We start from the raw sequence: 23,275 nt of genomic DNA, 5'->3' as shown, positions 1-23,275 counted from the left end.
ACATTGTGGGTACACGCACCTTCCCGCTTACAAGGCTGTGGCAGGTTGTCATCAACGTCTTCATTTCTAAATGTTCCGGTAAGAAACGTCGTGGGTTGGTGTGTGCCTTTGATGAAGATGCTTCGGATGGTGTTGAGACAACGTTTGTGATCATTAGACTTCCGCGCGATTGATACAGGCGATGCCATGCATAAGGTCCGGCTGTGTCTGTTCAAGCATGTTGAAGCGAACGCAAACAGAACAAAACGGAACGACACCGGTGAAGAAAAACATTCGACGACAAACACGTCTACTTAAAAGTGTTCAGCGTCTTGGTCAAAAGAAACGCCGCCGAGAAACGAAAAAACTCAACATCCAATCGCTTGAAGCACGTCAGCTTCTGGCCGCTAACGTTCTCGACGATACGCTGACGCTTTCTGCGGACAGCTCGATCAACGTCTTGACGAACGACACCTCTGGCAGCGAAGTCCAATCGGTCTCCGCATTCCAAGCCGACTTCGATCGCAGTACTTACGACCCAACCGTCAACGCGACCGATTGGTTCATTCCGGAACGCCCCGGGCAACCCGGCGTACCACAGCGTTCATTGATTCCTGGCGCCGTCTTTGGCGGAGCCGGAAACAACGGTGACTTGGACTTGTACGTCGATGCGGACGATCAAGCCAACGCCAACGACTTGGACACACGCCTGGATTCTTCCGCGGGTATGGCGTTGCCAATGCTTCGCGACAACAGCCCGGTTGACGCATCGATGACCAACTTGGGCGTCGTGCAGTACGCCAGCGAAGGCGGTGGCGACGCTTGGATCGCGATCGGTGCCGCACCAGAAAACAACGGTGAACTGTCGGTTCCACTTTCCAACGCGTTCTTCCCCTACAGCGCCGGTTGGGTCGGCGGAACCTACGATTCGGGTGGTGGATTGGTCCCACAGCCGACCGCGACCGCACAAGCACCTTCCGTCGTCAGCGTTGCCGGCAACGGTCGCTTTGAAGCAACCGTTCCTGGCGTCACCGACAGCTACAACGAAGGCTTCTTGTTCTCCGTCGGTGCAGACAACGAAGACAACTACACCCGCACGCGTCCGATCGACGGTGGCAAATGGTCGATCGCACACCGCGACAACGCTGCCGAAATCGGTGGCGGTGAAGAAGACGACATCAACCTGCTGTACATCCCACGCAGCACGCAAGGCTTGGTCGGCGGTGTCGTCAACGCCAGCTTTGATGGCGTCAGCCCGATGCGTCAATCGTTTGGCGATTTCTCGATCCAACGCGAATCGGACGGTTTCTGGCGTGTCAACGTTCCTGGTCACGACGTGACATCAGGTGTTGTGATCGCGGAAACGTACGACCTTACCAACGACGTCCCTCCAAACGTCTACTTTTCCTATGACGATGCCGGTGACGGATCGGGCGACTTCCTCATTCGCCAATTCGCATGGAACAGCGATACCGAAACCCCACTGAACACAGACTTCGTGTTCTTCTTTATCCCATTCGAAAACTCACTCAGCACGACCAACCCGCTTTCGGTCAGCTCGATCGGAACGGACGCGGACAGCCTGGGCAACAACCTTTCTGCCAAAGGCTTGCCACTGGCAATCAATGCTGACGGCACCATCGATTATCAATCGGGCGACGCGATCCGTGCACTCGGAGCCGGCCAAACCGATGTCGACAGCTTTGTTTATCAAGCAACCGACGGATCCGATTCGGCACTGGGCATCGTGACGGTCAACTGGGTCGGTGTCAACGATGCCCCCGAAGTCATCGCGACTCCCGCAGACTTGGTGATCAACGAAGATACCCCCTCCTCGCCAATCGACTTGACGACCGTCTTCACCGACGTCGACGCGGGCGACACGCTGACCTACACCGTCGATACCGGATTGAGCGGATTGCTGAGCGGCCAAATCTCAGGTGACGACCTGGTGATCACACCCTCGGCAGACCAATTCGGCTACAGCCAATTGACGGTCACCGCCACTGACGCGTCCGGCAAGTCGGCCACCGTCACCTTCGGCGTTTCGGTTATCCCACAAAACGATGGCGTTGTCGCGGTTGATGACACCGGTGCAGTCACTGATAAGCTGACCGCAACCCAAATCGATGCACTGACGAATGACTATCACCCCGATACCACCAAGTACTCGGTTTCGGCGGCACATATCTTCGGCAACACCGACGCGACCGGAAACACCAACGCGGTTTGGAACGTTGTCAGCACGACCGCCGGCCCCAACGACCTGACCATCCAGAGCGCTCCGAACAACGGTGACGTTGCGATCGGCCGCGGTGGCGAAAACCTCTACCCAAGCGACGGCGTCTTGCTCGGTACTATCGCCGACAACACCACCCCTTACACCACGATCGAAACCTACGGCGCATTCAGCAGCTACGGCTTCGCAACTGGCAACGGCATCGGTGGTGGCGAACGCACCGCACCAATCAACGCGGCGTTCTTCCCATTTGCCGAAGGCTGGACCTCTGGCCATATCGATGAAAACGGCAACCTGCTTGGCGGTGTTGGCGTTTCGCAAGCGGACGTCCGTATGGTTCAACCCGGTCTGTACGAAGTCACCATTCCTGAAGCGAGCAGCCCGTATGACGGGATGTTGTTCGCAATGGGTGGAAGCAACGACGACAACATTGTTTCGGTTCTGCCGGGATTCGACAACCGTTGGTTGATTCGTCAACTCGACAGCGATCAAGACGCGACCGGCTTTAAGAGCGCACCGATCAGCTTCGTGTATGTCCCAGGCGGGACCAGCGGATTGATCGGCGGTAACGCCCAATCACGCGAAGGTTTTTATTACCTCAGCCAATTCTATGGCGACGTTTCGATCGGCAGCGACACCGATGGCGCCCCGCTGATCCAAGTCAACGGCTACACCCCCGATGACGGTGCATTGATCGCCGTTGCTACCGGCGGCGAATACGCCGACGTCAACGGATCTTTGACCAACGTTCCTGCTAGCCAAGCCGTCTTTGCCACACCAAGTGGCAACGGTTTCCGCGTCGACCTTCGTCAATCGGGCACCTACACCCTGCCAGCCGACGCCGGTGACTTCCAGTTCATCTTCTTGCCATACGACTCGCCGCTGGAACGATTCAACGGCTTGGATTTCTCGATCACTTCGTTCCAGTCGACCAGTGCTCATGGCGCAACGGTAACGCTGAACAACGGCACGTTCAGCTATGACCCTGCCACCGCGGACGCGTCGATCACCGACCTCGGTAACGGCGAATCAATTCAGGACACGTTCACGTACACCATTCGTGACGGACGTGGATCGGTATCGACCGCGACAGTAACGGTTACGGTTCAAGGCGAAAACCAAGCCCCGACGGCGTACGACGATGTTATCAACCTGAACGAGCAGAACATCGACGGTGCAAAGCTGACCGTCCTGGGCAACGATGTCGATCCTGACGTCGAAGCATTGCTCGGCACACCCGCTGGCATCCCATCGGCTAACCTGTCGGTTGACGGTTCTAGCGTTTGGACGGTTGCCCAAACCGGTACCGGCGACAACGCGATCACCATCAGCGGCGGTACCACCGGCAACGTCGAAGTTCTGCAAAACGGAACGGCGATCGATCCGACGAGCGGTATCGTGATGGCAACGATTCGTGAAAACTTTGATAGCCCGAACAGCAACTACCGCCTGGTCCAAGCCTACGCAAACGGCAGCGGCGGAACCTCGTTGGCACTGCAACAGTTCGGCGCTGACGCGGCAGCGGACGCCGATGTCTCGGTTGCTTACTTCTCGTTCGCTGACAACTGGGTTGGCGGTCACGTCGACGCAAGCGGCATGCTAACCGCTGGCAACGGCGTCTCGTCGATCGACATCAGCAAGTCGGACCAAGGTCGCTACGAAGTTTCGATCCCTGGTGTAACCGATGCCGCGACCGACGGATTCCTGTTCGTCATTGGCAACGAAAACGGCGACAACGTCGTCTCAGCTCAAGCCATCCCCGGCACCAGCCGCTACGGCATCGCCGTTCGTGACAACACTCAAGACTTTGCTGACGGCGAAGACGGCGGATTCTCGTTCGTCTTTGTCCCACGCAACGCACAAAACTTGGTTGCCGGCACGATCGATCCAGAACGTGAAGGCCCCAACACCGTGACACGTGCGATCGGCGAATTTACCGTCGAACGTCAAGCGGTCGAAACCGGCGGCTTCGAATGGAAAGTCAGCATCCCTGGCCAGACTCCTGAAACCGGAATGCTGGTCCTGACCAACCAAGATGACACCGAAATCGAAGACAACTTCCTGAGCTACGGCAGCGACGGCGAAGGAAACTTCCTGCTCCGCTCGCACGACATGCCTGGCCTGGGACGTCAAAACCAGCCGTTCAGCTTTGCGTTCGTGCCATTCGATTCGCTGCAACAGCCTGTCGCCCGTCCGGTTCCAGGTCTGCTGTCGATCGAGTCGGTTTCCGGCACCACCGCATTGGGTTCGACCGTCTCGATCAATCCTGACGGAACGATCACCTACACGCCTTCGGCCACCATCGCCGAGCTTTACACCGGTGACACCGCAACCGACACGTTCACCTACACGATGACCGACGGCTTCGGTGGCAGCTCGACTGCAACCGTGACCATCAACATCTCCGGTTACGGTGAAGCCCCCGCGCTGACCGCTTCGGCTGGCGAATCGTACTACGGCATCGGCGATTTGCCGGTTGGCGTCGACGGCATGCTGGACCTCTCGTCGGTCGGTGACTTGTTCGCCGATGGTGCGGTCGCTTCGTTCGAGTTGGTTGCCGGCCAACTGCCGTCGGACATCCTGTCGATCCGCAACGAAGGCAGCACCGCTGGCCTGGTCGGAATCAGCGGTTCGGATGTGACCTTTGGCGGAACCGTCGTCGGCACCTTTGTTGCCGGTTCGGGCGACTCGGCACTGACGATTACGTTCAACGCCGCAGCTGACGAAACGGCCATCGAAGCCGTCCTGCGTGCGGTCACCTTCGAAGCCACCGAGCCAAACTTGACCGGCGGCTTGCGTCGGGTCAACATCTCGTTCGTCGACGGAAACGGCATCGCCGGTGAAACCCAATCCAAGGACATCCGCCTTGGATTGGTCTACCGCCGTTCGTTGCAACAGAACATCGACTTCGGCTACGGAAGTTACACCGGGCTGTCGGACGCACAGATTCGTGAAAACGCACCGAGCGTCGTTTCGGCTCCCGAAGGCGACTTGTTGGTCGACTGGGACCGCAGCGGTGTCGCTTCACAAGTCCTGCTGCGATTCGCTGATATGTTCGGCGATGGCCCTGGCCAAATCCCAGCCGACGCGATCATCACGTCGGCCAACCTCGTCGTCTACACCGACAACACCGGTGACGGCGGAGAGTTCTACCGCATGGCATCCGACTGGGATCCGGCAACGGCGACCTGGGATGCGTTCGGTAACGGAATCCAAGTCGATTCGGGTGAAGTCGTCGGACAAGCCCAATCGCAAATCGGAACCGCCGGTGGTGGCGGAGCGACCGGTACTGGCGAACACTTCGTCAGCGTCCTGCCCGACATTCAAGCTTGGGCGAACGGCGAAACCAACAACGGTTGGTTGATGGAAGGCTGGACCAACAACACCGACGGTTGGGCGTTCCGCAGCAGCGAGAACGGCGATCCGACGACCGGACCACGCTTGGTCATCGAGTGGGTACCTGCCGGTGCCCAAATCGCGACCTTCCGCGACGGCGTCAACGATTACTCGGGAACCCAAGACACTGTGATCAGCAGCGTCAACCCGGACCAAGACTACTCGCAAGACGGCGGGTTGTTCATCGACTATGACGGCAGCGAAGGCCGCGGCCTGATTCGCTTCGACGACATCATCGGCGATGCGGCAAGCCAAATCCCAGCGGGTGCGAAAGTGATCTCGGCACGTCTGCGTACGGCCAGCATCGCTAACAACTCGCAAGGTGACGGTGCTCGCTTCTACCCGATGTTGACCTCGTGGCAAGAAACCGACACGTACAACAGCTTGGACGGTGGCGTCAGCCTTGACGGTGTCGAAGCAGCGACCGAGTACACCGCCTTCGCCGGAAATCCGAATCGTGACCCCAATGCCCAAGCCGGCTTCCAAGATTGGGACGTGACCGCCGACCTGCAATCATGGGTCAGCGGACAACGCACCAACAACGGTTGGTTGTTCGAGCCTTGGGAAAACGGCACCGACGGCTGGGGAATCGAAACGTCTGAATCGAGCACGATCGCGCATCGTCCTCAACTGGAAGTCGTCTACGTCATCGTCGACTCGCCCGAGATCGCCGTCACGGGATCGAACGAAGTTGCCATCGACGAAGGCGAAGCGTTTGTTTCGCCACTGGCCGGAACCGATTTCGGTAGTGCAGAAGTCGACGGCGGCTCGGTCACCAAGACCTTCACCGTTTCCAACCCCGGCACCGTGCCGTTGAATGTCACCGGCGCATCGTTCACCGGTGATGAAGCGGACGCGTTCAGCTTTGGAGTCACGCCGATCTTCACGATCATCCCCGGCGGAAGCGTTTCCTTTGACGTCACCTTTGACGCCACCAAACAAGGCATCCACGACGCGACCATCGAACTGATCACCGACGGCGTCGACGGCGGAGTGTTCAGCTTCGCGGTTCGCGGAAACGGAACGGCCTTCCAAGCCCTGTCGGCAACACCAGACGGCTCGACCGCCTTCACCGCAGTCGGCGGAATCGACACCGGATTGTTGGGTGCCGAAATCTCGACCTTCGATCCGGCCACCAACCGCCTGTTCGTCACCTCGGGTGCCGGCTTGCAAATCGTGGACTTGTCGAACCCGGCCAACCCTGTGCTGCTGTCGACACTCACGCCAACGACCGACGGTGCCAGCGACGACGCGATCACCAGTGTCGCCGTCAACGCAAACGGTATCGTCGCTGCGGCGGTTCCAGGTGCTGACGAGCAAGCGTCGGGCTACGTGTTCTTCTACAACGCGGCTGACGGGGTGTTCCTAGGCAGCGTCGAAGTCGGTGCATTGCCCGACATGGTCACGTTCACTCCCGACGGAACCCACTTGCTGGTTGCCAACGAAGGCGAACCTGGTGGTGACCCGGTTGTCGATCCGGCCGGTTCGGTCAGCATCATTGACCTGACCTCGGGCGTCGCAACCGCGACCGTCCAAACGGCTGACTTCACCGCCTTTGACGGCAGCGAAGACGCACTGCGTGCCGCCGGCGTCAAACTGACTCCCGGCAACACCGTCTCGCAAGACGTCGAGCCGGAATACATCACCGTCGTCCCAGACGGCAGCTTGGCAGTGGTCACACTGCAAGAAAACAACGCTGTCGCCTTGATCGATCTGTCGACCGGTACTGTCACCGACATCCTGCCACTCGGGTACAAGGATCACGCGGCGATCAACGCCCAAATCGATCCGACCAACAACTCGCCCGACGCGTTGACCCTGGGCAGCTTCCCGATCCGCGGCCTGTTCCAGCCCGACGCGATCGCGAACTATGTGTCAGGTGGCTCGGTTTACTTCATCACCGCGAACGAAGGTGACGCCCGCGACGCCGAAGAGACCGACATCCAAAGCGTGACGTTGGATCCGACCATGTTCCCCAATGCCGAAGCATTGCAAGACGCGGCAGCGGCCGGAGAACTGGAAATCACCAACCTGATGGGTGATGCCGACGGCGACGGTGACTTCGACGCACTGTACTCCTACGGCGGTCGTTCGTTCTCGATCTGGAACGAAGCCGGCGACTTGGTCTTCGACAGCGGTGACTTGCTCGCACGAGCCACTGACGCGTTGGGGCTGTATGACGACGGACGCAGTGACAACAAAGGCACCGAACCGGAAGGCGTCGTCATCGGACAAATCGATTCGAAGGTTTACGCCTTCATCGGTATGGAGCGTGCAAACGCAACCGCAGTCTTTGATGTCACCGATCCGAGCAACGTCGTCTTGGCTCAGATTCTGCACGACACCAATGACGTCAGCCCCGAAGGCTTGACGTTCATCTCGGCAGCGGACAGCCCGAGTGGCGCACCGATGCTGGTGGTCAGCAACGAGGTCAGCAACACGATTCGCGTTTACTCGATCGGTGCCGACGTCATCCCAGAAGTCGAAGGCGTGGTCATCAACGATGGCGGCACTTCGCGTTCACAAATCACTTCCGTCACCGTCACCTTCAACACCGAAGTTGACTTGGCGGCTGTGGAACAGGCATTCAGCCTGACCAACATCGACCTCGACGCAGAGGTCACCGGCCTGACGGTCACCGCAACCAACGTTGGTGGCAAGACGATCGCCGTCTTGACCTTCGACGCTGGCGACGCTTTGGTCGCAACGCGACTCGGCTCCGGTGTCCTGGGCAATTCGCTGATCGACGGCAACTACCGACTCGATATCACCGCGGCTAGCGTCGTGGCGGGATCGAGCACGATGGCGACCGACTACCTGTTCGGCGGTCAAACCGCCGCGGACGGGGACAACGACAACTTCTTCCGTCTCTACGGCGATGCCGATGGCGACGGGGCAGTCAACCTGAACGACCTGGATGGCTACTTCGCACCAGGCTTCTTCGCGTCGCAAGGTGATGCCACCTACAACGCAACGCTCGACGGTAACGGAGACGGGACCATCAACCTCGAAGACCTAGACGGCTACTTCGCTCCTAATTTCTTCGCGGCTCGTTCGTAATTCCTCCCCCCGATTTCAATAACAACCCTCACTAAATTTTGGATAACACCATGAGAATTTTGATTTGCCTGGCACTGCTGATCGCAGCTGTCCCTTCGGTTCAAGCCGAACTCGTTTACGACGTCTTCTATCGGGCCAACGGCATTGATGCGATCGGTAACACCGTCATCAACGTTGACCCTGACCAAACCATTCGTGGTGTCGAAGTCATCTTGCGAGAAACCGCAACCGGGGCAGACACCAACCTACTTGAGACCTCAGGTCTGCGTACTTACGCGATCGAGTTGAACTCGACCGCTCAAGACGCTTTCCAAAACGGAACTCGCAACCCCAATTTTCAGTTCTCCGCATCTGGAAACGACGGCGATACCTTCACCGCGTTTAACTTCGCTGGCGGAACTCAAGGTAGTGGCGTCGCAGCCAACACCGTCGAACTGTCGCTGGGAACCGTTGACTTGGTCGGACCAACGGTCGGAAGCCAAGTAACGTTTTCGCTCGCTGACTATCAGCCAGCAAACCCCAACTTCACGATGGCAAACAATTACAACTTTGACCAATTCATCAACTTCGGCAACACGCTGACGTTGGCTTCGGTCACCGCGATTCCTGAGCCATCCAGCTTTGCTTTGATCGGCACCCTCGGTGCAGCCGTCATGCTGCGTCGCCGTCGCCGTTAAGCGAACGACGCGACGCAAGTCGCAACCGCATTAAAACGACGAACCGCCAAAGCCCATCGCTTTGGCGGTTCTTTTTTGCTTCAGCGATTTGTCAATCGCTAGGCAATGGCTGAAGTGAATGCTCTTTGCGAAGCTGTTTTGCGGCGGCGACCAAGTTGGTTAGTGAAGGAAGAACCTCGTCCCACTGCCGCGTTTTCAAGCCGCAATCTGGGTTCACCCACAATCGCCCGATGGGGATTTGTGCGGCCGCCTTGTTCATCAAATCAACGATCTGATCCTGGCGAGGGATATTGGGCGAATGAATGTCGTAAACGCCGGGTCCGATTTCGTTGGGATAGCGAAATTGGTCGAAAACGTCAAGCAATTCCATATCAGACCGTGACGTCTCGATCGTGATCACATCCGCATCCAACCGCGAAATTGATTCGAAGATGTCGTTGAATTCCGAGTAACACATATGGGTATGAATCTGTGTTGCGTCGCAGACCCCGTTTGCCGCGATGCGGAAGGACTCGATCGCCCACTCCAGATACCGATCCCATTCTGTTCGTCGCAGCGGAAGGCCTTCGCGAAGCGCCGCTTCATCGATCTGAATAATCTGGATTCCAGCACGCTCCAAGTCCAACGTTTCTTCACGAATCGCCAATGCGATCTGCTTACACGTTTGCCCACGAGGCTGATCGTCACGCACAAACGACCAATTCAAAATGGTCACCGGTCCGGTCAGCATTCCTTTCATTGGCTTGTCAGTCAACGATTGCGCATATCGAATCCAGCCAACCGTCATCGGTTCCGGTCGGCTGACGTCACCAAACAGGATCGGCGGCTTCACGCAACGAGAACCGTACGATTGCACCCAACCGTTCTCACTGAACGCGAATCCGCGTAGTAGTTCGCCAAAGTACTCGACCATGTCATTTCGTTCAGCTTCCCCATGAACCAAGACGTCTAACCCGAGTTCTTCCTGCAGCCGAATGCACTCTTTGATTTCTATCTTGATCCGTGACCGATAGGTGGAGTCGTCCATATCGCCTGATTTGAATTGCCGCCTGATCCGACGAATGCCAGCCGTTTGTGGGAACGAACCAATCGTTGTCGTTGGAAACAAAGGTAAATTCAATGCACGACGTTGCAGCACCGAACGCTCGCTGTAGCAACTCGCACGACAGCCAAGCTCGTCATCAATGTTCGCAACCGCTTGCTGGACAGCGACGTCGTTGACGTTCATCGAACACCGACGTGACTCGATCGCAACTTGGTTTGTGTCAAGTTCTGTCCGCACGGCGGTGCGTCCGTCATCCAAAGCGGTCTTCAAGATACGCAATTCGTCTACCTTTTGGACCGCAAACGCCAGCCAAGACTTCAGCTCCGTATCTATCTTGGTCTCGTTCGATAGATCAACCGGCACATGCAATAAAGAACAAGATGGCGCGATCCAAAGTCGGTCGAGCAGTCGCTGGGCAATAGGCTCGAGCCATTCGAGCGTTCGAACTAAGTCTGTCTTCCAGATATTTCGTCCGTTGATGACCCCCAATGACAAAACATGATCCGGTGGCGTCTTGGCAATCAACGTGTCGACTTCCTCCAGTGCATTGATCGCATCCAAATGAATCCCCGCGACCGGCAGACTCGTTACGAGATCGAGGTTCTCGCCCAAGCGGCCAAAGTAAGTTGCCAACAACAACTTTGCCCCAAGTCCCGCCAATGCTTGATACGCATCGACAAACGCCTGCTGCCAATCACCTTCCAACTCAGTCACTAGGATCGGTTCATCGACTTGTACCCACTCGATCCCTTCCGCGTGAATCGCTTCAATTAGCTGACGATAGACTGGCAGCAATCGTTTCAACAGCGAGAGCTTGTCAGTACCATCTTTCGATTTCCCGATCGCGAGATACGTCAACGGTCCGACAATGACCGCCTTCGCGTTGACGTTGTGCTGCCGACTTTCACGGATCTGATCGATCAGCGAGCCGGCTTGCAATACGAAATTCGTTTCGGCATCGAACTCGGGAACGATGTAGTGATAGTTCGTGTCGAACCATTTCGTCATCTCTCCCGCGGCGACACCACAAGGGCACCCCGATGTTTCATCTGCCTGATGTTCCGAGCGGCCTCGGGCGACGCGGAAGTATTGATCGAGTTCATGCCCGGAAAGATCGGCGACACGCCCAGGCAAGTTCCCCAACGCCATACTCATGTCGAGAACTTGATCGTAAAAACTGAAATCACCAACCGGCAACCAATCGAGTTCACACTGCGATGCCCAGTTCTTTCGTCGCAGCTCGGCCCCAACCGATGCCAGCTCTTCGCGACTGGATTGCCCCTTCCAATAGGCCTCTTGGGCGAATTTCAATTCTCGCTTCGATCCGATACGCGGGAATCCCAGATTGTGTGTCGTCGTCACTGCTTGCTCCGATTTGGGGTGCTACGTTGTGTTTTTGAAGTCCGCGACGTAACCTACCGCCAGTCATCCATGAACAAAAATGATTAATACTGATCATCCCATGACTTCTACTCATGAATCACCAGGAACCGAGGATGTCCATCGTTGAGCGTTCACATCTAGAAATCCTGCGAGCTGTCGACCAGTTCGGGTCGCTGACGGCCGCCGCCGAATCGCTGTTCGTCACCCAGCCGGCGCTCAGCCACGCGATCCGTAAACTCGAAGAATCGCTCGGCCTCGAAATCTGGGTTCGCGAAGGACGCTCATTGCGGTTGACGCAGGGCGGCGAACACTTGCTCGCCTTAGCCAACCGTTTGCTCCCGCAGTTTGAACGTGCCGAACAAAGGCTGCAACAGTTTGCCAATGGCGAACGCGGGACGATGCGGATCGGGATGGAGTGCCACCCGTGCTACCGTTGGCTCCTCAAGGTTGCCTCGCCCTTTCTTGACGTATGGCCGCAAGTTGATTTGGATGTGATCCAGAAATTTCAGTTCGGTGGCATCGAAGCGTTGTACAACCACGAAATCGACATGCTTGTCACCCCAGACCCGCTGCAAAAGGCTGGGTTGGTTTTCGAACCGGTCTTCGACTTTGAACAAGTACTTGTCGTGGCAGCAGATCACGAATTGTCCGGCACACAATACGTCGTCCCAGAACAGCTGATCAACGAGACACTCATCACTTACCCTGTCAGCGTCGACCGACTGGACATTTTCAGCCAGTTCTTAACGCCTGCGGGTGTCATTCCGCAGAAACACAAGTTGATCGAAACGACAGACATTTTGCTGCAAATGGTCGCCAGCGGTCGCGGCGTCTCGGCGCTGCCACGCTGGCTGGTCGACGAGCAAAAACAACGCTTCCCGATCGCGGCCATCCGACTCGGCAAGAAAGGCATCCCTAAACAGATCTTCTTGGGCATTCGTAAAACGGATCTTGAAATCGACTACTTCGAATCCTTCTTGGCGATCGCGAGAGAGAGCAAATCGCTGTGGCAAATGGACTGTTAGAATCAAGAATCGAGCGGCAATTGCTGGCTACTTCTTGCCCAATTCAATCGTCCCGCAATCGTTCTCTCCTGGCCGAACGGTCAGTGTTGCGACGGGATGATCCTCGTTGAGATAGCGTCCTTGAAAACGATCAACGGGCAGTCCGCCCCCGGGTGGCGTTTCCAGCATGAACACCAACACCTTGTACTCGCCGACGGGCGCACCGTCACCGATGCCAAAGTAGCTGGCCTGGAACGCTCCCGTTTGATCCACTGTCGCTGCAGGAATCCTGCGGAACGACCTCGTAGATTTTTCATCGCCCGTTCTCTGTTTCACAACATTGACGGGAAGAAACTTGATGGTTGCACCAGTCGCCGGGTCCCCATCCAAGGTCACTCGCCCACGCAACGGATACAGCGGTATTGGTGGCGTATTGGGTTCAACACTACAGCCAAGTAAAAATCCAGACAACACAGTTTGCAGAAGCCACTGAATTCCTCCGCGTCTGGACTTGATCGTTTGAGCGAGATCCTTCAATAGTCCTCTCCGGTTTGATCGCCACGGGAACGTGACACAAGCGCATACAAGATTTCAGGATCGATCTCTTGGCTCAAAAAATGAACGCTACCGTCTAAGAAGACACTGTTCGCCCCGCCGACATGAAACGCATAGATGCCCTGGCGGTTGTTGCAATTGACGTTGCAAGGGCCAAGGCCCGTCGGTGACCAAGTGATCCCATCGGATTGATACGACAGTATCCAAGTACATCCGCGCCCAGCCCAAGGGGACCAAGCCCGCGCGGCCGTTGGGCTCGCTTCATACAATCGCCCGTTGATCCACGTGTCTGTCTTTCCTGCTTGCTCGACAAAGGTCAGTGTGTGGCTGGATCCGTCAAGGGTCATTGTTCGCTTGGGGCGTTGAAAGTTCAGTCCCGAACCGAGAAACCCTGTCGAGTTTTCACCCACGGGCGAAAGAGCGCCCATCGCCCAGGGATCACGCGTGAATTGCACACTCGGAATTGCATACGGAAATCCCCAGCTATAAACGGCTGTGTAGTCAGTCGTCCCCGCAGCGCGGTCAAGATAAAGATCCCCCATCCCTCCGACCACACGTTGAATGCCCCGCTGGACGGAGCCGCCGACCGAGGAGGGGCAGCGATAAAACGGAACAATCTTTGTCACCGCATCTTGATTGTCTTCATGAAACCAGTCCTTGGTTCGGTCGTACCGGTCCCAAAGCCCCTGCTGTTCCAAGTAAGGCAACAGTTCCGTTAGCGGGCTGCCAGACAAACCGTTCTTAAAATTCCCGTTTGGTAGGTTGCCATACGGATCACCATAGGTCGCCGCCGGCAAAAACGATTCGGTATTCTCGAACAGCAATGTCGCCAAACCGATCTGCCGCATCTGGTCCTGACACTGCATCCGCCGCGACGATTCCCGAACCGCCTGCACGGCTGGCAATACGAGCGAAACAAGAATGCCAATGATAGTGATCACAACCAACAGCTCGACCAGCGTAAACCCTCGGTGACGCATCATTTAGCCCGCCGCCTGGTCGCAAATCGGTTTGACATTCGACGTCGCCTGCGTATCAACGTTACGACCGAAACGCCAACTAACGCGAACAACGACGACGGTTCAGGAATCGCCGTGATCGCATTGATCGAAAAACGCCCGGCATTACTGTCCAAACCATAGAAACCGGCTGGGATGGAAGCGGTTTGCATGTCCGCTTCAAAAGAAAATCCGTTCTCGTCCATCACAAACGTGCTGTCGTCGATATCCAACTGCCACAGGACCGCATTGGCATCAACGTTCTGTGTCAAGGTTAACCCTTCACCAAACGTCGATGTCGAATCGTACTGCAGCGCCAAATCTCCGATCACCGCCACTCCCAATGGCGAATTAAACCGCAGCACTCCGTCGATCCCCACTTTTTCCCCACCAACCAAACTTGGACCAAAGGCGCCAAAGCCGGGTGTCGCCGCAGCCCAACTCGCCAGAAAAGATGTGAGGTCGCTGGCTTGAGAATCAAAATCCAACGTTGTCGCTTGACGTGATCGTCCAGACGGCTGCACTAAAGAACCGCTGTTAATCCCCATCACGACACCGCCGGGAAAACGGTCGAAAGCTTCCGCCGGATTGCCGCCCGTGTCCAATAGAGCCGAACGGGTCAGCGCCGCGGCCTCGTCACCAACAAAAAAACGATCCGCAAACGATGCGTTCGATGGCGTGTCGTACAACGCAATGGTTGCCACACCACCGGTCACCAATTCCGCCCTCAGCGAACCGGTCATCAAACACAAAAAGCCACAAACCAAAACGACGTTGTATCGACTCATCTCAATCTCGATGTTCCTACGTGTACTTAAAAGCAATACCTAGAGGCCTAGTTCAATTCCGTTGTCAATTCGCGAACCAGCTGGCGATAGGGTTCGTGCATCTGCATCAGCAAACCGCTGATTTCTGGATCGGCTTTCGCCTGACTGCCCTTGTCGACGGGCGGCTGAGGGTCGTACTCGGCAAACAACTGAACCGCTTCGGCGTATTGCTGATTGCGGAGGTCCTGCACCATCTGCAAGCCGAAATCCAATCCGCTTGTCACTCCCGCGCCGGTGATTCGATTGCGATCGACGACGACGCGTTGATCGACCGGAATTGCACCAAACTCTGACAGCAGGTCGCGAGTAATCCAGTGCGACGTCGCCTTGTATCCGTCAAGCAAGCCTGCCGCTGCCAGCAAGATCGAACCAGTGCAAACACTGGTTACAAAATCTGCCTTGGCTCCAACAGCGGCGACAAAGTCCCGCGTGGCGATGTCCTTCGCGGCATCCAAGGTTCCGCCAGTACCGCCGGGCACAAAAAAAATCGTCGGTGAGCTGGGACATTGATCGAAGGTTGTCGTCGGGCGGACTTCGATCTTCGTATCGGTCAGAACCGGTGTGTCCGTTGCCGCGACCAAATGCACCTTCGCTCCCATCATCAAGGAAAACAAATGGTGCGGTCCGAAGAGGTCCAACGCGGTGAACCCCGGATACAGCAACATCACAATTTGCTCGTCACCGGTCCATCCCGGCGGCCATTGAACCGATGGGTCATGAATGTCAAATGGAGGATCTGCGGCACTTGTCGTACGAGCTTGTTGGGCAACCGATCCGGCAAACATTGACACGAGTGCCGTTTTCAAAAAATGCCGTCGCTGCCCTTGCCCGTTTTGATCGTTGGATAATTGGGAATTCATAGCTGATTGCTGGTAAGAGGTATTGAACTAAAGCCAAGCGTCGCAGTGTTGCAACTGAACCAAACTGGCATGATCGCCTTCGCAATCGACTTGGCGAACGGATCGGAAGAACGAATCCCACGCTCGATCGTCGATCCAAGCTCGACTTTGCGATGCGATAACAAATTCGATGTCCATCGGCAGTGGCTCGCCGGACTCAATCGACGAAGATCTCAGCAGCATCGCAAGTGCTGCGCGCGTTTGGTGATTCAGACCAGTGATCTCCGGCGTCATCGGCGTTCCCGCCATCCATCGTGATTCCGCAGTCCAATCGATGGGCCGGTGCGGCATCGCATCAATCAAAACGCAGCGCTCGATCCGTTCACACCATGGTCGATGGTTACACAACATCCGATACAAGACACTGGCGGCAAAGCTGTGTGCAAAGATCTGTAGCGGTGTTTCGTTTGATCGCAAAACACTGGTCAATTCAAAGGCCCAGCGGTCAGAAAGCTTGTCGATGCTTTCCGGAATCGACTCCCGCCCATCAATGCCGGGGATCGAAAATGCGAACGCTTCGGATCGCTCACTCAGCTTGGTGACAAGTGGTTCGTAAACCTGAGACACTCCCGGCAATCCGGGCAACAGCACACTGACGGTGTTGGCAAATGGATCTTTGCATGGCCGGTGCAACATGTTCGATCTCGGCGCTTGCTCCGTTTTCGAAGTGACCTGATCGGCAGGCCCGATCAACTTAGCTAGCGCATGAATCGTCGGTGTTTCGAAAATCCGCGACAGAGCAACCTTGGCGTCAAATGCCAGTTCGATTTCTCGTACCAGCATCGCCGCCATCAACGAATGGCCACCGACCAAAAAGAAGTCATCGTCAGCGGTAAAATCCCGATGACCAAGTAAGGCTTCCCAGATCGCAGCGAGTTGTGTTTGTGGCTCGCCATCCCATTCCGCGGTAGCTTCCGAACCGAGCGTTTCCGAAGTCGAACTCAATGCCAAGTTCATGATCGCTCGACGGTCGACTTTCCCGCGGTTCGTCATTGGGATCGCTTCGCAAAAACACCATTGACTCGGTCGCATCGAAGCCGGCAACGCAGTAGCAAGCTCGCGGCGGATCGCCACGTTCGGATTGAGAGCGTCTTTCAAGACGACCGCGGCAACGAGCGTTGGTGATGCAGCGTCCATCTCGCAAACCACCGCAACCGCCGCGACGGCAGCATGTTTTCGAATCCGCTCGGCAACGTCGTTCAAATAAACTCGCACGCCACGCACTTTGATCTGGTCATCCAGTCGCCCCAGAAAATGGAACACTCCCGATTGATCGACTCGTACGCGATCGCCGGTCCAATACGCGATACGTGACGGATCCTCTGGATGTCTTCGAAACCCGTTGCCACGACCCAACTCTTCGGCCTTCAAATAGCCGTTCGCCAATCCTATCCCGGCAATCACGAGTTCTCCCGGACAACCAGACGGGACGCGAGTTCCTGCAGAATCGACCACCAACAATTTGGCGCCGGCAAATGGGATTCCGATCGGCACTTCCGCATGATCCTCCATTGCGCTGACTTTGTGTGCCGTGCAAATGATCGTGGCTTCTGTCGGACCGTAGCTGTTCCATAAATCGATTAATGGAAACGCAGCCACAAAGCCCGTTGCCAAATCACGATCCAACCGTTCGCCGCCAACCACAACCGCACGCAAATTTGGAAAATGCGGCAGCGATACAATCGATTCGGCCCAGCGATGGAAGAATGCCGTCGGCAAGTCAACGACGGTGATCGCGTTCTCGATCACCCATTTCGTAAACGCCATCGGGTCAAGACGACAATCCTCAGGCACCAGACACAACGTCGCCCCTGCCCGCAACGTCGGCAAGACTTCCTCCAAATACAGATCGAACTCTGCCGATCCATACTGCGTGACCCGATCGGTTGTGGATAGATTCAAAAGGCGAACAAACGCTTCGTTGTGACGATCCAGTGAATCACGCCGGATAACGACGCCCTTCGGGATTCCCTGGGTTCCCGAGGTCAATGCGACACACGCGGCGTCATCCAAAGTTGACGAATGGTGAGCCAAATTTTTCGTGATCATGCGGTCCGTCAACACGAACGGGGCATTCGCCCGTAAACAGCGAATCAGTTCGATCAAAGATTCGACCGATCGGTCCGTTGCGATTTGGACCGGCACGTCGCCAGCACCGACCGACCGCAGTGATCGCGATCGTTGCTCCAACTGGCGATAGGTCAGCTTCGCCTGCCCGTCTTCGATCGCGATCGATTCGGGTGATCCAGAGACGTGTTCGCCGAACGCACTGCTAAACGCTCGAACCGGCCGGATTATTTCTTCGTCGTGCTTGGAACTCGATTCGCGTATCGAGAGAGTTCTTAGCAGGGATTGCTGCTGGTGAACCAAAACATCGGCGGTCTCGACAAGCTGTCGCACGACCGCTTGCGCCGTCGATTGAAAGAACAGATCCGTGCAGTATTCCAGCGACAAACTTGCGCTACCATCTAGCATTTCGCTGACCGAAACGGTCCATTCGAATTTTGCTTGGTCGACCTTCGGCAGTACCGGTCTCAAGATCGCTTTGCCAAGTTCAAATGGCTTCACCGATTCAGCCGCGTAGCTGAACAGGACCTGAAATAGCGGTGATCGATCAAGTCGACGCTCCGGTTGCGTGAACGTCAGAATCTCATCAACCGAGAATGATGGATTCAGCATTGCGTCTGACAATTGCTGGTTCGCATGACGCAACCAATCGACGACCGTAATCGATTCATTGTCTCCGGGATTATCCAACCGTAACACGAGTGTTCCGACGAAGAACCCGATCAGATCGACCACCGCCCGTTCGTCACGCCCCGATGTTGGCATTCCGATCGCGAAATCGTTGCCACCCTGACGGCGATCGAGATAAAACCGTAGCGTCGCCAGCCAAAACGAAGCCTTTGTGATACCGATCGCACGGCAAAGTTTAGTGATGCGTTGATTGAGCTCTGCATTGACAACGGTGGCCGTTGACGCGCCCGAACTTGACAACCTTGCCGGTCGCCTTCGATCCGGCCACAAATTCACGTCTTGCAAATCACCGTACATCGCGACGCAGCGCTGGCGACTGCCATTGTCCGTCAGGTCAACTTGCCCGCGTGACCGTTCCGATTGGCATTGGCAATAGGCCGCATAGCGTCCCAACATGTCGCCGCCCGGAACGCATCGATTCGGAAGCGTAGCCCCGTCGACATGATACAACTCTTGCAGCTCATGAATGAATCGCTGCATCGACCAGCCATCAATGATCAAATGATGGAAGTTAATGAGCAGGATGGATTGACGTTTACTAACTTTCGCGAGCGATACCTTCCAAAGCGGACTGACATTTAGATTGAAAGGCTTCTTTGCGCATTGATCGATCCACTCGCGTGCGGTGGAGTGATCGGAGAATTTTCGTGATTCGAACGGAACCTTCGCGGTCGAATCAAAACGCTGAATCGGTCCTTCGGCTGTCGTTTCAATCGACAATTGCAACGCCTCGTGTCGCTGACGAATCCAATCAAGTGCCTGTGTTAATCGCTCGGCGTCCAACTCGCCCTCGACTTCTGCGATCGCCGGAATCACGTAGGAATCGCCTTGCCCCAGTTGTTCGAGAATCCAGAGACGCTGTTGCTGTGGCGTCAGTGGCGCCGAATCGATCATCAGTCGTTCGTTTTTTGGCAGCTTCTTTAAATCGCCTTTGTCATCGACACGTTGGCTCACCCGCAAATTCTCGATCACGTCAGCCAGTTCACCCAACCGATCGACCGCCACAAAGTCGCGAAGCTGCAAATCGACACCGAAGCGGTCAGACAACTTCGCGGTAATGATGATCGCGAGCAAAGAATGCCCGCCGATTTCGACAAATCGTTCTGCGGGATGAACGCTTTCAAGTTCTAGCGTTTCCTCAAGTACTGCTGCTAGATCCGACCACAGCGGCGAGCGGAATAACGAGGCGTCACTCATTGCTGCATCACCGCCCTCCGCTCCGGACGATCGCATCAGCAATTCCGCGATGGCTGTGCGGTCAAGCTTTCCACGTGAAGTTAGCGGAAGTCGTTCCGCGAACCGAAATTTGCTCGGACGCATTCGCTCGGGCAACTTCGCAGCAACCCAACTTGCAAGCTGGCCAGCAACATTCGCTTTCCCGACACAGAGGGCAGCGAGCCCCCTATCACCAATCGCGATCACCGCGGCAGCTTCAACCCCCGGATGTGAAACGAGACAAGATTCGATTTCTCGCGGTTCAATTCGGTAGCCACGGAGATTAATTTGGTCGTCGCTTCGACCAAGTAGTTCGATCGTCAGTTCCCCATTGCCCGATGGATGGTCAATGATACGGGCTTGATCGCCAGTTCGATAACATGCCGTGGGCTCTACGTCGCCCGGAAAAATCCATCGCGTGAAGGAAGATGACTGTAACGCAGTGTCCCCGTCCGCAGTGTCCCCATCGGCAATGTACCCATCGGGAATGTACCCATCGGCAATGCCACGCCCCCAAAGGCACAATTCACCAACGGTTCCTAGCGGAAGCGACGAACCGTCTGATCGCATGATTGCGATCGCGATCCCATTAACCGGCGAACCGATATCCACGATGACGTTCGAATCTTCGCAACAATGCTGTTCCGCGATCGTCGCATTCACGGTCGCTTCGGTCGGGCCGTAAGCATTGAAGACCCGCGGTCCGGCCGAGAGAACTTCACGAGCGGTCTCTGCTGATAATCGATCACCGCCAAAGGCGACCAACCGAACACCTTGATAAAACTCTTCACAGCGAGGAAATGCTGACCGAATCGCGGAGTGATAGGACGGAGGAAGATTCAGCAGCGTGACATTGTGTCGCCGAATCAAGTCACGATTTACGGACGCCGAACGATTTTCGTCGGCGATCACAATCGATCCACCCACGCACAGCACCGGAAAGATCTCTTCGACCGACATGTCGAACGTCAAAGGTGCGAACTGCAGCATCACGTCCCGGTCAGATAGTTGATACCGATCGATCATCGCGTGACAAAGGTTGACCAAACTGTCATGCCGAATCGGTACCGCTTTGGGTTGCCCTGTCGTCCCGGATGTAAACAGAACGTATGCAGTCGATAGGGAAACTCCTTTCGCATGTTCGGCGAAATTACCTCCGGTTTTCAACGCTGCATCAAATTCGATCGCATTCGCAGCACGAATCATCTGCAAACGTCGCTCCATCGGTTCCTCCGATGAAATCGGGAGATACGCCGCCCCGGCAGTCAAGACTCCGAACAGGCTAACGATCGTTTCGATATTTCGGTCATCTGTAATCGCGATCACATGGCCCGCCGAGACTCCGTTTAAACGTAGACGCTCCGCAATGAACTTCCCTCGTTCTGCAAGCTGGCCGTATGACAAACGATCCTCACAGGCCAACACACAGTCGTGATCTGGAATTTTCGATGCGACATCGGTGATCCAATCGGCCACCGTGATCGGAACGACGTTCTCGTCTTGCCTGCGATCAAATTGGCACCGCAGTTTCGCGACCTCTTCGTCGCACAGCAGCGACAACTCGTCGACTCGCGCCGATGCGTCAGCGCAAACCTGTGCTAACAAATGATCGAATACGTTTGCCCAAGATCGGATCGCGGAATCCGAGAACCGGTTCGACTGGTATTTCCAATTCACACGTTTCCGATCACCAAAGTCATAGACTTCCAATGTCAGGTCGTCTTCGATTTCTTGATACAGGTCAAAGCAAAAACGGACGTGGTCCTGCCAGTCTGCATCCTTGCTCCATGCGGCGAAGATGTTTTGATAGGTGAATGAGTACGGAAAGCTGGGCCGCCCGTCTGGTGAATCGATCGACAAACCGGCTTCACGAAGCTGTTCGGAAAACGGCAACTGGCCGTGCTCCATCGACTCTAGAAATCGCTCACTGACCGACTTCGCGAACATCGCAAACGGCTGCTCGCCGTCAACGAGACAACGTGTCGCAACCAGGTTGATGAAACAACCGACCTTGTCTCTAAATGGCCCTTTCAATCCGCCAGGACGTCCCGAGACGGGGGTGGTGATAGTCAGATCGTTGTGCCCAGACAACCGCCAGAGCAGCAGATAATACAACGACAACAAGACAGTCGAAGGCGGACAGTTGAGCCGATGTGATAGCTCGTCCAAACTCTCGTTTTGTGCTTCGGTCAGATCGAGATGGATGCACTGCACACCTTCGCCGTGATGCGTCGCGACCAACTTGTTTGGTGCCGATTCAAGTCCGGCTTCACCTCTAGCGCCAGAGAGCATCCTCTTCCAATAGTCACGATCAACTTCTGCCCGCGAGGACTTCAAATAGCGAGTTTCCCATTCGATAAATTGAAAGAAACCTGCGTCCTGATTCGTCGTCGGCTTTGGTTCGCAATCAGTGAAATACTCTCGCCAAAGTTCACCGACCATCGGTGCCGCAGACAGTCCGTCGATCACGATGTGGTGCAACTTCAGCAGCACCCACGTGGACTGTTGATCGACGGCATAAAAACTTTCGACCGGTGGCGCCGCGGCCAAGTCCATCGGCTGACGCATCTGTCGACGAAAAGCTGAAACCACATCCGTCGTCTGCTTCAACGGGGCAATCGCACGAATCGTCGATTCGGAGACAACCGTTTGCCGCAGCGAACCGGTGTTCTTGTCATAGGCGATGGTGACACGCATCGCCGGATGACGCGTCGCGACCTTCTGAAGGGCTCGATCAAACCGCTTAGGATCGAACGTCAAATGAAGATCAAGTTGAAACAAAAGTGGTACATGGAAGCTATGATCACAATCTCGCGACTGGCCGATGTACCACAACCCCTTTTGAGTTTCAGACAGCGGAAACGACTCGCCGTCGTGAACCCATTGTTCGTCACCGAAATCGACGATGGCTGACGGTACCATCGAAGCATCGAAACACGCGGTAGTCGTCTGGTCCGTGTCCAATTCGGCGAGGCGCTCGGCCAACATCGCGACCAATCGATCGACTGTCGGACAGTCAAACAAAACGGACGTTTTCAATTCCAATCCGTACATCGACTCGAGGACCAGTTTGAACTCGACCGCTTGGCTCGAATCGGTCCCCAAATCCGCGAATGCGTCATCGGGGTAGATTTCGTCCATCGATTCAAAGCTCAAAAACGTCGCTAGCCGCGCACGAACCTCGTTCGACAACCGTTCGAGTCGACCTTGGTTAGTCGTTTTGGTGACCGTGTCCATCGCT

Annotated in this window: 9 protein-coding genes; 3 read left to right on the top strand and 6 right to left on the bottom strand. The window is 55.9% G+C overall.

What is annotated here, in order from left to right; all coding sequences use genetic code 11:
• Positions 1 to 259 precede the first annotated feature (259 nt).
• Both CGZ80_RS10120 and CGZ80_RS10115 read left to right on the top strand, forming a co-directional pair.
• Positions 260 to 8,674, top strand: coding sequence for a choice-of-anchor I family protein (locus tag CGZ80_RS10120; protein WP_158222642.1), 8,415 nt, complete (start codon positions 260 to 262; stop codon positions 8,672 to 8,674).
• Between the two features lie 50 nt (positions 8,675 to 8,724).
• Positions 8,725 to 9,351 (top strand): PEP-CTERM sorting domain-containing protein, encoded by a 627-nt coding sequence (locus CGZ80_RS10115; protein ID WP_094413899.1) that lies wholly within the window; start codon positions 8,725 to 8,727, stop codon positions 9,349 to 9,351.
• A gap of 91 nt (positions 9,352 to 9,442) precedes the next feature.
• On the opposite strand, the gene metE is transcribed toward CGZ80_RS10115, so the two are convergent.
• Positions 9,443 to 11,758, bottom strand: a complete 2,316-nt coding sequence (metE, locus tag CGZ80_RS10110) for a 5-methyltetrahydropteroyltriglutamate--homocysteine S-methyltransferase (protein ID WP_094413897.1) — start codon at positions 11,756 to 11,758, stop codon at positions 9,443 to 9,445.
• 134 nt (positions 11,759 to 11,892) lie between these two features.
• Between metE and CGZ80_RS10105 the strand changes: the two genes are divergently transcribed.
• Positions 11,893 to 12,804 carry a LysR family transcriptional regulator gene (locus CGZ80_RS10105; protein WP_199180680.1) on the top strand — a complete coding sequence of 304 codons (912 nt, stop codon included), beginning with the start codon at positions 11,893 to 11,895 and terminating at the stop codon, positions 12,802 to 12,804.
• 27 nt (positions 12,805 to 12,831) lie between these two features.
• Here CGZ80_RS10105 and CGZ80_RS28590 read toward each other — a convergent pair whose 3' ends face one another.
• From CGZ80_RS28590 to CGZ80_RS10080, 5 genes are read right to left on the bottom strand one after another with little or no spacing between them, the layout of a single operon-like run.
• On the bottom strand, positions 12,832 to 13,320 hold the full coding sequence (locus CGZ80_RS28590; RefSeq protein ID WP_233148342.1) for a hypothetical protein: 489 nt from the start codon (positions 13,318 to 13,320) through the stop codon (positions 12,832 to 12,834).
• Entirely contained in the window at positions 13,317 to 14,321 is a 1,005-nt protein-coding gene (locus tag CGZ80_RS10095; RefSeq protein ID WP_094414017.1) for a DUF1559 domain-containing protein, read from the bottom strand. Before CGZ80_RS10095 ends, CGZ80_RS28590 begins: the two co-directional genes overlap by 4 nt.
• Positions 14,318 to 15,124 carry a PEP-CTERM sorting domain-containing protein gene (locus CGZ80_RS10090; protein WP_094413893.1) on the bottom strand — a complete coding sequence of 269 codons (807 nt, stop codon included), beginning with the start codon at positions 15,122 to 15,124 and terminating at the stop codon, positions 14,318 to 14,320. The genes CGZ80_RS10095 and CGZ80_RS10090 overlap by 4 nt, the downstream gene beginning before the upstream one ends.
• A 47-nt stretch (positions 15,125 to 15,171) precedes the next feature.
• A complete protein-coding gene (locus CGZ80_RS10085; RefSeq protein WP_094413891.1) occupies positions 15,172 to 16,023 on the bottom strand; it encodes a DJ-1/PfpI family protein in 852 nt (283 codons plus the stop codon).
• Positions 16,024 to 16,050: 27 nt separating this feature from the next.
• Positions 16,051 to 23,271 (bottom strand): condensation domain-containing protein, encoded by a 7,221-nt coding sequence (locus tag CGZ80_RS10080; protein ID WP_094413889.1) that lies wholly within the window; start codon positions 23,269 to 23,271, stop codon positions 16,051 to 16,053.
• Positions 23,272 to 23,275 lie beyond the last annotated feature (4 nt).

The organism is Rhodopirellula sp. MGV, from assembly GCF_002251265.1.
In the GTDB taxonomy this organism is placed as follows: domain Bacteria; phylum Planctomycetota; class Planctomycetia; order Pirellulales; family Pirellulaceae; genus Stieleria; species Stieleria baltica_A.
This window is presented reverse-complemented; position numbering and strand designations above follow the sequence as displayed.

Coding starts and splice junctions, on each gene's coding strand:
- CGZ80_RS10115 (WP_094413899.1), top strand. CDS start 8,725: ATGAGAATTTTGATTTGCCTGGCACTGCTGATCGCAGCTGTCCCTTCG.
- CGZ80_RS10105 (WP_199180680.1), top strand. CDS start 11,893: ATGTCCATCGTTGAGCGTTCACATCTAGAAATCCTGCGAGCTGTCGAC.
- CGZ80_RS10095 (WP_094414017.1), bottom strand. CDS start 14,321: ATGATGCGTCACCGAGGGTTTACGCTGGTCGAGCTGTTGGTTGTGATC.
- CGZ80_RS10090 (WP_094413893.1), bottom strand. CDS start 15,124: ATGAGTCGATACAACGTCGTTTTGGTTTGTGGCTTTTTGTGTTTGATG.
- CGZ80_RS10085 (WP_094413891.1), bottom strand. CDS start 16,023: ATGAATTCCCAATTATCCAACGATCAAAACGGGCAAGGGCAGCGACGG.
- CGZ80_RS10080 (WP_094413889.1), bottom strand. CDS start 23,271: ATGGACACGGTCACCAAAACGACTAACCAAGGTCGACTCGAACGGTTG.